The sequence below is a fragment of the Pseudomonas sp. GV071 genome (assembly GCF_003050835.1).
Classification (GTDB): domain Bacteria; phylum Pseudomonadota; class Gammaproteobacteria; order Pseudomonadales; family Pseudomonadaceae; genus Aquipseudomonas.
On sequence record NZ_QAOJ01000001.1, the window covers coordinates 359,858 to 373,456 of the forward strand.

Below are 13,599 nucleotides of genomic sequence, written 5' to 3' on the forward strand. Positions count from 1 at the left end.
CACACCCCGGTGACCAAAGAAGAAGAAATTGCCGCGCTGGCGATCCTGATTCACGACCTGCGCAAGCACAAGAAATACACCTTGAAAGAGCTGGCGGACAAAATCGGCCGCTCGGTGGGGTTTCTCTCGCAGGTGGAGCGCGGCCTGTCGCGCCCAACCGTGGCCGACCTCACGGCCATCAGCCAGGCGCTGGACGTCACCACCACCTATTTCTACAACCTGTCCAAGCCCAAGCAACTGCCCTGGGTGACCCGCCCGGACGAGCGCCGCACCCTGTATTTCGCCAATGGCATTACCGACATTCTGGTGTCGCCGAAGATGTCGGCGAGCTTCTCCATGCTGGAAAGCTTGCTCGAACCCGGCTCCAGTTCCGGCGAGCGGACCCTCAGCGATATTTCCGAACAGGGCGGTTACGTGCTCGAAGGCGAACTGACCCTGTGGCTGGGCGACAGCGAAGAGCCGGTGACCCTGCGCACCGGCGACGCCTTCCAACTCGACCAACATGCCCATTGCCGCTACGGCAACCTGTCCGAACAACCGACCCGCGTGCTGTGGGTGTACACATGATCAACTCTGAAGGAATTTTCCCCATGACTGCCGGCCCCCTGAGCGCAGAACACGCTGACCTGCTCGCGGAGGTGCGCGCCTTTCGCCAGCGCTACCCCGAGGTGCGTTACGTCGACCTGATATCCCTGGATATTCCCGGGCATTTCTACGGCAAACGTTACCCGGTGGAGATGCTCGAAAAGGTCGCTGCCGGCAGTGCCCTGAAGCTGCCGCAGAACTGCGTGCTGCTGGGTGTGCAGGGCGGCCTGTTCAAGATCGGTGACTACTGTTTCCACGACGGCGACCCGGATGCGGTGCGCCGTCTGGTGCCAGGTACGCTCAAGCCGGTGACCTGGGAAGCAACGCCGGTGGGGCAGATGCTGATCACCTCTGACGGCACCGCTGCGCCCATCGAATTCGAACCGCGCGAAGTGCTCGCCCAGGTGCTGCAGCGCCTGCGCAGCAAGGGCATTCACCCGGTGGTGGCGTTCGAGCTGGAGTTTTATCTGTTCGACAAGAAGCTCCGTGATGGCTTGCCACAGTTCCCCCGTGACGAGCTGAGCGACGACGGTGATGACATGCCGAACATGCACATCGAGCGTTTGTCGCGTTTCGCCCCGGTGCTCGACGACATGGTCGAGACGGCTCGTGAGCAGGGCATCGACACCACGGTGATCACCGCCGAGCTCGGCCCGGGCCAGTTCGAGATCAACTTTGGTCACCTTGAAGACGGCCTCAAGGCTGCCGACTGGGCTGCTCTGTTCTGCCGCAGCACCCGTGGCGTAGCGCTCAAGCACGGTTACCGCGCGAGCTTTATGGCCAAGCCGTACCTGGAGCATCCGGGCAGCGGCATGCACGTGCATGTCAGTCTGTACGACGCCGAGGGCAACAACCTGCTGGCAGCCAATGAACAGCAGGCGCTGCGCCATGCGGTAGCCGGCTGCCTGGAGTTGCTGCCGCATTGCATGCCGATCTTTGCCCCGAATCAAAACGCCTACCGCCGCCTGGGCGGTACGGTGAACGCCGCCACCCGTGCCAGCTGGGGCTATGAGGACCGCGACGCGTGCGTGCGGATTCCCGAGTCGGACGCGAAAAACCTGCGTATCGAGCACCGTATTTCCGGAGCCGATGCCAACCCGTATCTGGTGCTGGCGGCCATTCTGGTCGGCCTGGAACAAGGCCTGGCCAATGGTCGTGAGCCTATAGCACCGCTGAACGAAGACCGTAGCAGCGGCCTGGATTTCCCCTTGGACATCCTCCAAGCCGTGCGTGCCATGCAGCAGCAACCCGAACTGCGCCAGGGCCTGGGTGCCGAGTTCGTCGATGTGTACTGCGAAAACAAGCGCCAGGACCACCTGGCCTTCCTGCAGGAAATCAGCGCCCGCGAGTACCGCTGGTTTCTTTAATTTTTCCCTGCCGGGCGGGTTGCCGCCGGGCCGTAAGGAGTGCGTATGAGCAAGTCAGCCGATTCATCCACCAAGAATCCCCAAACCCGTGAGTGGCAAGCCCTCAGCGCCGACCACCACTTCGCCCCCTTCAGCGACTACAAGCAGCTGAAAGAAGTCGGCCCGCGCATCGTCACCAAGGCCGATGGCGTGTATGTGTGGGACAGCGAAGGCAACAAGATTCTCGACGCCATGGCCGGTCTCTGGTGCGTGGCCATCGGCTACGGCCGCGACGAGCTGGCCGATGCCGCTGCCAAGCAGATGAAAGAGCTGCCGTTCTACAACACCTTCTTCATGACCGCGCACCCACCGGTGCTCGAACTGGCCAAGACCATCGCCGAGCTGGCGCCACCGCACATGAACCACGTGTTCTTCACCGGTTCAGGTTCCGAAGGCAACGACACCATGCTGCGCATGGTTCGCCACTACTGGCAGGTGAAAGGTAAGCCGGAGAAAAAAGTGATCATCGGCCGCATCAACGGCTACCACGGCTCCACCGTGGCCGGCGCCGCGCTGGGTGGCATGCAGGGCATGCACGAGCAGGGCGGCATGCTGCCGGACATCGTGCATATTCCGCAGCCGTACTGGTTCGGTGAGGGCGGCGACATGAGCCCGGCCGAGTTCGGCGTCTGGGCGGCTGATCAGTTGGAAAAGAAAATTCTCGAAGTCGGCGAAGACAAGGTCGCGGCCTTTATCGCCGAGCCGATTCAAGGTGCCGGCGGCGTGATCATTCCGCCAGAGACCTACTGGCCGCGCGTGCGCGAGATTCTTGCCAAGTACGACATTCTGTTTGCGGCCGACGAAGTGATCTGTGGTTTCGGCCGCACCGGCGAGTGGTTCGGTAGCGACTATTACGGCAATACCCCGGACCTGATGACCATCGCCAAAGGCCTGACCTCGGGTTACATCCCCATGGGTGGTTTGATTGTCAGCGACAAAGTTGCGGAGGTGATCAACGAAGGCGGTGATTTCAACCACGGCTTCACCTACTCCGGGCACCCGGTGGCGGCGGCGGTGGCGCTGGAAAACCTGCGGATCATTCGCGAAGAAAAGATTCTGGAAAACGTGCGTGAAACCACGGCGCCTTACCTGCAACAACGCCTGCGTGAACTGGCCGACCATCCGCTGGTAGGCGAGGTGCGTGGCTTGGGCATGCTCGGCGCCATCGAACTGGTAAAAGACAAAGCCACCCGTGCCCGCTATGAAGGCAAGGGCGTGGGCATGATCTGCCGCGGGCACTGCTTCAACAATGGCCTGATCATGCGCGCTGTCGGCGACACCATGATCATTGCGCCGCCGTTGGTGATTAGCAAAGCCGAGATCGATGAGTTGGTGGAGAAGGCGCGCAAGTGCCTGGATCTGACGTTGGCGGATCTGTAACTCGTGCCTGCAGTTACCCCCTCTCCCTAACCCTCTCCCCCAAGGGGGCGAGGGGACTGGAATGAGGTTGGGTTGGCAATCGCCGATTAGGCTCCCCTCTCCCGTTTACGGGAGAGGGGCTGGGGGAGAGGGCCGCTGCATCCCCAATCCCATCCAACAAAAAGCCCGCCATTTCGGCGGGCTTTTTGTTATTCGGAAATCCACCCCGGCGTGGCCGGGTCAGCCGGCTTCTGCCCGGTGGTTTCCACCCAGCCACCGCCCAGGGCCTTGTACAAATTGACCTCGCTGGTGAGCTGCGCCAGGCGGTCGGTGATCAGCGACTGTTGCGCGCTGAACAACGAACGCTGGGCGTCGAGGAAGGTCAGGTTGCTGTCGATACCGGTGCGGTAGCGACGTTCGGCCAGGCGGTAGTAGTCCTGGTTAGCGGTGACGAAGTCACGCTGGGCCTGCAACTGCTGGTTGTAGGTTTGCCGTGCGGCCAGGCCGTCGGAGACTTCCTGGAAGGCGGTTTGAATCGACTTCTCGTACTGCGCCACACGAATGTCTTTCTGGATTTTCGAGTAGTCCAGGCTGGCCTTCAGCTCACCGGCATTGAAGATCGGAATGCTGATGGTCGGCGAGAAGTACCAACTGCCCGAACCACCTTTGAACAGGTTCGACAGGTCGGCGCTGCTGCTGCCGGCATTGGCGGTCAGGCTGATGCTCGGGAAGAACGCCGCGCGGGCCGCACCGATGTTGGCGTTAGCCGCTTTCAGCAGGAACTCGGCCTGGAGAATATCCGGGCGGCGTTGCAGCAGGTCGGACGGCAAGCCGGCTGGCATTTCTTCCAGCAGGTCATCGGCCAGCGGTTTGTTAGCGACCAGGTCATCCGGCACCGAGGTGCCGAGCAGCAGGGCCAGGTTGTTGCGGTCTTGCGCCACTAGGCGTTGGTACTGGGCCAAGGCCACGCGCGCGCTTTCTACCGATGTACGCGACTGGCTGAGGTCCAGGGCCGAAGCCACGCCCACTTCATTGCTACGTTGGGTCAGCTTGTAGCTGTCTTCGTAGGTTTTCAGGGTTTCCTGGGTCAGGCGCAACAGCTCTTGGTCGGCAGTCAGCGTCAGGTAGGCATTGGCGACGTTGGCCACCAGGCTGAGCTGGGTGCTGCGCCGTGCTTGCTCGCTGGAGAAGTAGGTTTGCAACGCTTCTTCACTGAGGCTGCGCACGCGGCCGAACAGGTCCAGCTCATAGGCGCTGACGCCCAGGGTGGCCGAGTACTGGCCGCTGGTGGTGGCCTCGCCGGTTTGCGACAGGTCGCCCGGGGTGCGCTGACGCACGCCGGTACCGTTGGCGGTGACTTTGGGCAACAGTTCAGAGCGCTGGATGCGGTACTGCGCGGCGTAGGCGTCGAGGTTCAACGCCGCCACGCGCAGGTCGCGGTTGTTCACCAGGGCGGTCTGAATCAGTTGCTGCAGCGCCGGGTCGTGGAAGAACTGGCGCCAGCCTTGCTCGGCTTCGGCCACTTGCGCCGACTCGTTCGGGCCGTAGGCCGGCCCTTGCGGGTAGGCCTGGGCAACCGGCGAGGCCGGCTGCAGGTACTCGGGGATCAGCGAGCAGCCACTGAGCATCAGGCTGGCAATCGCGAGGGACAACAGTGACTTGCGCATCAGTGGCGAGCCTCATTGCTTGGGGTTTCGGTCTCTTTGCCTTTGAACAGCGAAGAGATGGTGACGAAGAACAGTGGCACCCAGAAGATGGCCAATACGGTGGCGGTGATCATGCCGCCGATCACGCCGGTACCGATGGCGTGCTGGCTGCCCGAGCCTGCGCCGGTGGAGATCGCCAGCGGTACCACGCCGAGAATGAACGCCATGGAGGTCATGATGATCGGCCGTAGACGCATGCGGCAGGCTTCCAGCGCCGCTTCGGTGAGCGACTTGCCTTGCTCGTGCAGTTCTTTGGCGAACTCGACGATCAGAATGGCGTTTTTCGCCGCCAGGCCGACCGTGGTCAACAGCCCCACCTGGAAGAACACGTCGTTAGACAGACCGCGCAGGCTGGTGGCCATCAGTGCACCGATGATACCCAGGGGCACCACCAGAATCACCGCCACCGGAATCGACCAGCTTTCATACAGCGCGGCCAGGCAGAGGAATACCAGCAGCAGCGAGATGGCATACAGCGCCGGCGCTTGCGAGCCGGACAGGCGCTCTTCGTACGACAGGCCGGTCCAGGAGATGCCGACACCGGCCGGCAGTTTCTGCGCCAGCGCTTCGACTTCGGCCATGGCCTCACCGGTGGAGTAACCCGGTGCCGGCGAGCCCATGATTTCCATGGCTTCTACACCGTTGTAACGGGCCAGTTTCGGCGAGCCGTAGATCCACGAGCCGGAGGCGAAGGCGGAGAAGGGCACCATCTTGCCTTCGCCGTTACGCACGTACCATTTCTGCAGATCTTCGGGGGTCATGCGCGCTTTGGCGTCGCCCTGGATATACACCTTCTTCACCCGACCGCGGTCGATGAAGTCGTTGACGTAGCTACCGCCCAGGGCAATCGACAAGGTGTTGTTGATGTCCGATAGGGTGATGCCCAAGGCACTGGCGCGTTCGTCGTCGATGGTCAGCTGGAATTGCGGCTCATCGTTGAGGCCGTTGGGGCGCACTTGCATCAGCTTTTTGCTTTGCGCGGCCATGCCAAGGAACTGGTTGCGGGCTTCCATCAGCTTGTCGTGCCCAATGCCGGCACGGTCTTGCAGGAACACGTCGAAGCCGGTGGCGTTACCCAATTCCAATACCGCTGGCGGGGCAAAGGCGAACACCATGGCATCGCGGAAACTGAAGAAGTGCTGCTGGGCGCGCTGGGCCAGGGCAAACACGGTATTTTCCTTCGAACGCTCGCCCCACGGCTTGAGCATGATAAAGGCCATACCCGAGCTCTGGCCGCGACCAGCGAAGTTGAAGCCGGTGACGGTGAACACCGAGTTGACGGTATCTGCTTCGTCTTTGAGCAGGTAGGCGCGCATTTCATCGACCACCACTTGGGTGCGGCCGGCACTGGAGCCCGCTGGGGTTTGCACCTGGGCAAACAGCACGCCCTGGTCTTCTTCCGGCAGGAATGCGGTGGGAATGCGGGTGAACAGCCAGATCATGCCGATCAGCAGCACGACATAGGCCAGCAGGTACGGTGCCTTGTTGCGCAGCATGCTGCTCACGCCACGTTCGTAGCCGCGCACGCTGCGGTCGAAGTTGCGGTTGAACCAGCCGAAGAAGCCACGTTTCGGAACGCCGTGCTCGCCTTCCTTGATCGGCTTGAGCAAGGTGGCGCACAGCGCCGGGGTGAAGACCAGCGCGACCAGCACCGACAGGCCCATGGCCGAGACGATGGTGATCGAGAACTGCCGGTAGATCACCCCGGTGGAGCCGCCGAAGAAGGCCATTGGCAGCAATACCGCCGACAGCACCATGGCGATACCGACCAAGGCGCCCTGGATCTGGCCCATGGATTTTTTCGTCGCCTCTTTAGGCGACAAATGCTCCTCGGCCATCACCCGTTCGACGTTCTCCACCACCACGATGGCATCGTCCACCAACAGGCCGATGGCCAGCACCATGCCGAACATGGTCAGGGTGTTGATGGTGAAACCGGAGGCGGCAAGGATGCCGAAGGTACCGAGCAACACCACCGGTACGGTCATGGTGGTGATGATGGTGGCGCGGATGTTCTGCAGGAACAGGAACATCACCAGGAACACCAGTGCCACGGCTTCGAGCAGGGTGTGTACCACGCCTTCGATGGAGGCGGTGACCACCGGGGTGGTGTCGTACGGGTACACGGCTTTCATGCCGGCCGGGAAGAACGGTTCCAGGTCGGCGATGGTGGCGCGGATGGCTTTGGCGGTGTCCAGGGCGTTGGCCCCGGTGGCCAGTTTGATTGCCAGACCGGACGCCGGTTTGCCGTTGAACTGGGCGCTGATACTGTAGTTTTCGCCGCCCAGTTCGACCTTGGCGACATCTTTGAGACGTACTTGCGAACCGTCAGAGTTGACCTTGAGCAGAATGTTCTTGAACTGGTCAGCGTTCTGGAAACGAGTCTTGCCGATGATGGTGGCGTTCAACTGCTGGCCGGCCACCGCTGGCAAACCACCGAGCTGGCCGGAGGAGATCTGCACGTTCTGTGCGGCCACTGCGGTTTTCACGTCCACCGGGGTCAGCTGGTATTTGTTCAGCAACGCCGGGTCGAGCCAGATACGCATGGCGTACTGGGCACCGAACACCTGGAAGTCACCGACACCGGCGGTACGCGAGATCGGGTCCTGCATGTTGGAGACGATGTAGTTGGACAAGTCGTCCTTGGTCATGCTGCCGTCTTCGGACACCAGACCCACCACCATCAGGAAGTTCTTCACCGCCTTGGTCACCCGAATACCCTGTTGCTGCACTTCTTGCGGCAGCAGCGGGGTGGCCAGGTTGAGCTTGTTCTGCACTTGAACCTGGGCGGTATCAGGGCTGGTGCCCTGGTTGAAGGTGGCGGTGATGGTCATGCTGCCGTCGGAGTTACTTTCCGAGCTGACATAACGCAGGTTGTCGATACCGTTGAGCTGTTGCTCGATGATCTGCACCACGGTGTCCTGCACGGTCTGTGCGGACGCACCCGGGTAGGTCACCTGGATGGCGATGGCCGGTGGCGCAATCGCCGGGTACTGGTTGATCGGCAACTTGAGGATGGACAGGGTGCCGACCAGCATGATCACCAGGGCAATTACCCAGGCGAAAATGGGACGGTCGATAAAAAATTTCGACATGAGTTACTTCCCTTCGCCTTGGGCTTTTTCAGCTGCCGGGGCGGCTGCCGGTTGCGCGCCGCCGTTGGCAGGCGCGACGTTGGTGGCTTCGGATACCTTCACTTCGACACCGGGTTTGACGTACTGCAGGCCTTCGGTGATGACGCGGTCGCCGGCTTTCAGGCCGTCGTTGATCAGCCAGTCGTTACCCAGGGTGCGTTCGGCTTTCAGCTGACGCAGTTCGACCTTGTTCTCGGCGTTGACCACCAGCGCAGTGGGCAGGCCTTTGAGGTCGCGGGTCACGCCTTGTTGCGGGGCGAGAATGGCGTTGTCGTTTACCCCGGCTTGCAGTTGCGCGTGGACAAACATGCCTGGCAGCAACTGGTGATCAGGGTTGGGGAATACCGCACGAATGGTCACCGAGCCGGTGCCTTCGTCGACCGACACTTCGGAGAATTCCAGCTTGCCTTCCTTCTCGTAGAGACTGCCGTCTTCGAGTACCAGCTTGACCTTGGCGGCGTTGTCGCCGGCTTTCTGCAGGTTGCCGCTTTCCAGTTCACGACGCAGCTTGAGCAACTGGGCCGAAGACTGGGTGACGTCGACGTAGATCGGGTCGAGCTGCTGAATGGTCGCCAGGGCAGTGGTCTGGCCATTGCTCACCAGGGCGCCTTCGGTAACAGCGGAGCGACCGATGCGGCCGGCAATCGGCGCCAACACTTTGGTGTAGCGCAGGTTGATCTGCGCGCTTTGCAGGGTGGCTTCAGCTTGCAGGCGCTGGGACACGGCGTTGTCGTATTCCTGACGGCTCACCGCTTGCTCGCCGACCAACTGCTTGTAACGGTCGGCCAGCGACTTGGCCGACTGCAGGGTGGCTTCGGCGCTTTTCAAGGTGGCTTCGTAAACGGCGGCGTCGATCTGGTACAGCTGCTCGCCGGCTTTGACTTCACGGCCTTCAGTGAACAGACGCTTGAGAATGATGCCGTTCACTTGCGGGCGAACTTCGGCAACGCGGTAGGCGTTGGTGCGGCCGGGCAGTTGACTGACCAGGGAATAGGCCTGCGGCTTCAAGGTCACCACACCCACTTGCGGGGTTTGTTGTGGCGGCGCTTCTGCTGCTTTTTCGCATCCGGTGAGCAACAGCGTTGCCAGGGCGACGGCGGAAACCAGAGCGGTGTGGGCTGGCTTGAATTGCATGAAAGGCCTCATGTCGATCGGCGCGTGAAACGGCGTCGGTACGATTGGTTAGTTGTAAGCGTTTTTAGTTAGGCGGCTGATCAAGGGGTGATCAAAAAGTACAAATTTTCTTGTGGATAGGTAGGATGCTAAGAAATATACTTACATTCACGGTTGTTTGTAAACGCCTAAAACTCACTGTTACATAAGCTTTTTTAAAGCTTTGCAGCTAACTGACACGACGCTGACAAAAGCCTTACGTGTCGCTAACCAAAGGCCGTTTTTGCATGGTCAGACGTACCAAAGAAGAAGCGCAGGAAACCCGCAGCCAGATTCTCGATGCCGCCGAAAAGGCGTTCTACGAGCATGGCGTCGGGCGCACCACGCTGGCCAGAATTGCCGATGTGGCCGGGGTGACCCGCGGCGCCATCTATTGGCATTTCAGCAATAAGAGCGACCTGTTCCAGGCCATGCTCGAACGCGCGCACCTGCCGTTCGAAGAACTGGCCAAGGCCAGCGAGAGCACCACCGAGCCTGACCCGTTGGGGCGTATGCGTGAGTTGTTGGTGCAACTGTTCAAACAAACCGCTACGGACGCCAAGGTGCGGCGCATCAACGAGATTCTGTTCCACAAATGTGAGTACACCGACGAGCTCAACGACCTGCGTCAGCAGATGCAAGACAACAGCATCGACTGCGACCAGCGTATCGAGTTGACCTTACGCAACGCCATCAACAAAGGCCAACTGCCTATCGACCTGGATACCCGGCGTGCGGCGATCTGTCTGCATTCCTATATCGACGGTGCGCTAGCCAAATGGCTCCTGGCACCCAAGAGCTTTGCCCTGGGCAAAGAGGCTGAGCGGATGGTGGATGTGGCGTTGGATATGTTGCGCTTGAGCCCAGGGTTGCGGGTGTAGGGCGGGACAATCCTGCGCAATGATTGGGGCTTGCGGGAGGCTAGAGGGGGGTAGGGCGTGAGTAGCGCGGGTCGATAAGCAGCGTGTTTGTTTCGGGCCGTCTACACTCGCCATTTCGAGAGAGGGATCTCTATGAAAATGCTCCCGTTTGTTTTGGTTCAGACGTTGCTGTGCGCTGAGGCCGGCGCGGCCACCGTCACTATCGCGGATGGCAGCAATCTGGGCGATTCCGCCGTCGTTCCGGCACTCCAAGCGGGTGATGTGTGGGTATTGCAGGGCAATGCCTCACTCTTCGACCCAGGTGCCTCTCCAATCGCCAACTTCGACCTGACCTTGCCCAGCGGCACGGGGCTAACCATCCAGGCGGCGCCTGGGGGCAGCGTTATCACCCTGAACAACGGCGGGTCGAGCTTCGGCAGACTCGCTGGTTCGGGCACCCGAGTGATCAATGTGGAGGGGGACCTGACCTTTACCGGTGGCACCCGCGCCAGCGCCAGTGGTGGCGCGGCGACGGCCACCAACCTCAACATCAACGTAAGCGCTGGCAGCACCCTCACGCTGAGCGGCAACGTGGGGAGTCGCGAAGGGGGTGCCTTCCATAGTGGTGGACAGCTCAATCTGGCGACGACATCGGGCAATCTGCTGATCACCAACAACCATACGCTTGGCAATGGCGGCGCGTTGTACGGCAGTTCCAGCGGCGGCATGGCGATCGGCAATGCCAACGGCACGGTGACCATCAGCGATAACTCGGCGGGCCTGTTGCCAGGAGGCAGCACCAATGCGAGCGGTGGCGCACTGCTGAATGCAGGCGGCACCAATTTTCCGTTGATCATCACTGGCCGCACCGTAACGCTGTCGAATAACCGCTCCTCCGGCGGCGGTGGAGTGACGCGCTCAACGGGGGCGATACTGATCAATGGCGATTTGCTCGCCGACGCCAACTCGGCGGGTGTGATCGGCGCCGCCGGTGATGGCGGGGCGCTTTCCTCCGGGGTGGGGGTAGTCATCGATGGCGCTACCCGAATGACCAACAACAGCGCTACCGGGCGTGGCGGCGCTATTTTCGCCGCTGTCGCCAGCACCAGCCCCGGCAACGTCAGCCTGTCGCTGAACAGGGGCGACGTGACGTTGCAGAACAACACGGCAACGCAAGCCGGTGGCGTGATCTTCGCCAATACCAATATCGATGTGGCCATCGGTAATGCCAATGGCCTGGTGACCATCACCGGTAATCGCGCGGGCTACAACAGCGCTGGCCAGGTGGTGAGCGCCTCCCGCGACGGCGGTGCCATTGCCAACCTGGGCACCGGCCTCGGAACGGTGATCCATGGCCGCACCATCACCCTGTCCGGCAACCAGGCTACCGGGCGAGGCGGCGCTATTTACAGCGATGCGCCGGTGCTTATCGATGGCAGCCTGATCGCCGAGGGCAACACCGCCAGCACGCTGGGTGGCGCGATCTGGGCGGGCGGCAGCCTGACCCTCGCCGCCAGCCAAGGTGACATGACCTTCAGTGGCAACACCCAGGGCACAGGGGGCAGCACGCGAGCCAATGCGCTGTATCTGAACAACGCCGGTGGCACCGCTGTCGCCACGTTCGTGGCCGCCACCGGCAACGCCATCACCTTTTTCGACCCGATTACCAGCAACGCTGCCAACAACCGGCTCACGGTGATCAGCAGCGGGGCAGGACGGGTGAGCTTCGATGGTTCGCGCTACAGCAGCGCAGCGGATCGCTGGTCAACGGTGTACGCCAGCACCGAGGTGCAGGGCGGTACCTTCGAGGTGGCCAATGACGCGGTGTACGGTGTGCACGCCAGTACTGTCGGCAGGCCAGCGCCAAGCGTGTTTACCACGGCGGCAGGCAGCACGTTGCAGGGCGGTAGCCGTGGCACGGTGATTGCCGATCAGTTCACCCTGGGCGGCGATCTGGCGCTCGCCGGCCGGCAGGCCACACGCAGTTTTTTTACCCTCGACAGCCAGCAGCTCACCTTCGCTGGCGGCAGTCGTGTGCTGTTCAATACCTACCTTGAACCTGGGCAACAGGCCAGCGCCGACCTCCTGGTGCTGGAGTTGGGCGGCAGCGCGGTGAGTGGCCAGGCCGCCCTGCAAGTCGGCAGCCTGGCCGGTTTGGGCGGGCCGACCTCAGGCTTGGGTATTCAAGTGGTGCAGGGCAATAACGGCACCACGGCTGGCGCCTTTACCCTCGGCGGTCGAGTGGCAGCGGGTGTGTATGAATACAGCTTGGTGTATGGCGGCGACCTTGATAATGGCGGCAATGCTGGCGATCAGAACTGGTACCTGCGCTCGACGCTGGTCGACGTTCCCTCGGACGAAGCCAACCTGCCGAATCTGCGCGACGAGGTGCCGGTGAACCTTGCTGTGCCAGCCATGCTCAATCGCTTGGGGCTGGCGATGCTCGGCTCGTATCGCGAACGCAACGGTGCCTACGCGTATTCGGGTAGCGATGTCCAGGAGCAGCCGGCGACCTGGAGTCGTGTGTACGGCGAGCAGGGCTCGGTGGGTTTTTCCCACGGTGACGACGCTGCCAGCCGCCTGGACAGTTTCTACGAGCATGGACCGACCTACGATTACACCGTCACCGGCATGGCCGCCGGCGCCGATCTGTACCGCCAGATCAACACCAACGGCACCCAGGACAGCGCCGGTGGTTATCTCTCCATCGGCCGCGCCAGCAGCGATGTGGCCGGTGTGTACGGCGGCCATGCGGGCTCTTCGGGCGTCAACGGCTATTCCCTGGGCGGCTACTGGACCCGCAAGAATGCGGCGGATGCCTACCTGGATGGTGTGGTTCAGGCCACCTGGTACGACAACCTGCGCGCCCGCTCAAGCCACGGTGAGAGTGCAGAGTTTCGTGCCTACGGCCTGCTGGGTTCCCTGGAAGGCGGCTCCCGTTCGAGCTGGGCGGCAATCTGGCGTTTGAGCCGCAGGCACAGGTGATCTATCAACACATCGCCATCGACGATGGCGCCGACCGCTTTGGCCGCATTGACCAGGGCAATACCGATACCACCTACGGGCGTGTGGGCGCGCGGCTGGTGCAGCGAGTCGACCACCCAGATGGCCAGGCACTGACGGCCTGGCTGCGCGTGAACCTGTGGCAGGCGTTCAGCGATGAGGCGACCACCACGTTTTCAGCGCCCAGTGGCAACTTTCCGGTGGCACTGCATACCGACCTAGGTGGCAGTTGGGGGCAAGCGGGGGTAGGGGTGTCGGGGAAGGTGCGGCGCAATCTGGAGGTGTTTGTCAGCGCTGATTACAACCTGGCATTCGATCAGGGCACCGGCCACGGGACTGAAGCGCGAGTGGGGTTGAACTGGGCGTGGTAGCGAGGCTGTTCACTGCACGCCCC

Annotated in this window: 7 protein-coding genes and 1 pseudogene; 5 read left to right on the forward strand and 3 right to left on the reverse strand. The window is 61.9% G+C overall.

What is annotated here, in order from left to right; all coding sequences use genetic code 11:
• Nucleotides 1–9: 9 nt before the first annotated feature.
• From C8K61_RS01530 to C8K61_RS01540, 3 genes are read left to right on the forward strand one after another with little or no spacing between them, the layout of a single operon-like run.
• A complete protein-coding gene (locus C8K61_RS01530) occupies nt 10–567 on the forward strand; it encodes a helix-turn-helix domain-containing protein (RefSeq protein ID WP_108094879.1) in 558 nt (185 codons plus the stop codon).
• Between the two features lie 23 nt (nt 568–590).
• Nucleotides 591–1,952 (forward strand): glutamine synthetase family protein, encoded by a 1,362-nt coding sequence (locus C8K61_RS01535; RefSeq protein ID WP_178086405.1) that lies wholly within the window; start codon nt 591–593, stop codon nt 1,950–1,952.
• A 45-nt stretch (nt 1,953–1,997) separates the two neighbouring features.
• Nucleotides 1,998–3,371, forward strand: a complete 1,374-nt coding sequence (locus tag C8K61_RS01540; RefSeq protein ID WP_108094416.1) for an aspartate aminotransferase family protein — start codon at nt 1,998–2,000, stop codon at nt 3,369–3,371.
• Nucleotides 3,372–3,559: 188 nt separating this feature from the next.
• Here C8K61_RS01540 and adeC read toward each other — a convergent pair whose 3' ends face one another.
• From adeC to C8K61_RS01555, 3 genes are read right to left on the reverse strand one after another with little or no spacing between them, the layout of a single operon-like run.
• Complete coding sequence (adeC, locus tag C8K61_RS01545) at nt 3,560–5,017, reverse strand: AdeC/AdeK/OprM family multidrug efflux complex outer membrane factor (RefSeq protein WP_108094417.1); 1,458 nt, start codon at nt 5,015–5,017, stop codon at nt 3,560–3,562.
• Entirely contained in the window at nt 5,017–8,151 is a 3,135-nt protein-coding gene (locus C8K61_RS01550; RefSeq protein WP_108094418.1) for an efflux RND transporter permease subunit, read from the reverse strand. Before C8K61_RS01550 ends, adeC begins: the two co-directional genes overlap by 1 nt.
• Before the next feature lie 3 nt (nt 8,152–8,154).
• Nucleotides 8,155–9,324 (reverse strand): efflux RND transporter periplasmic adaptor subunit, encoded by a 1,170-nt coding sequence (locus C8K61_RS01555; RefSeq protein WP_108094419.1) that lies wholly within the window; start codon nt 9,322–9,324, stop codon nt 8,155–8,157.
• 266 nt (nt 9,325–9,590) lie between these two features.
• Between C8K61_RS01555 and C8K61_RS01560 the strand changes: the two genes are divergently transcribed.
• Both C8K61_RS01560 and C8K61_RS01565 read left to right on the forward strand, forming a co-directional pair.
• Nucleotides 9,591–10,223, forward strand: a complete 633-nt coding sequence (locus C8K61_RS01560) for a TetR family transcriptional regulator (RefSeq protein WP_108094420.1) — start codon at nt 9,591–9,593, stop codon at nt 10,221–10,223.
• Between the two features lie 1,026 nt (nt 10,224–11,249).
• Nucleotides 11,250–13,576: pseudogene (locus C8K61_RS01565) on the forward strand (autotransporter outer membrane beta-barrel domain-containing protein).
• Nucleotides 13,577–13,599: the final 23 nt, after the last annotated feature.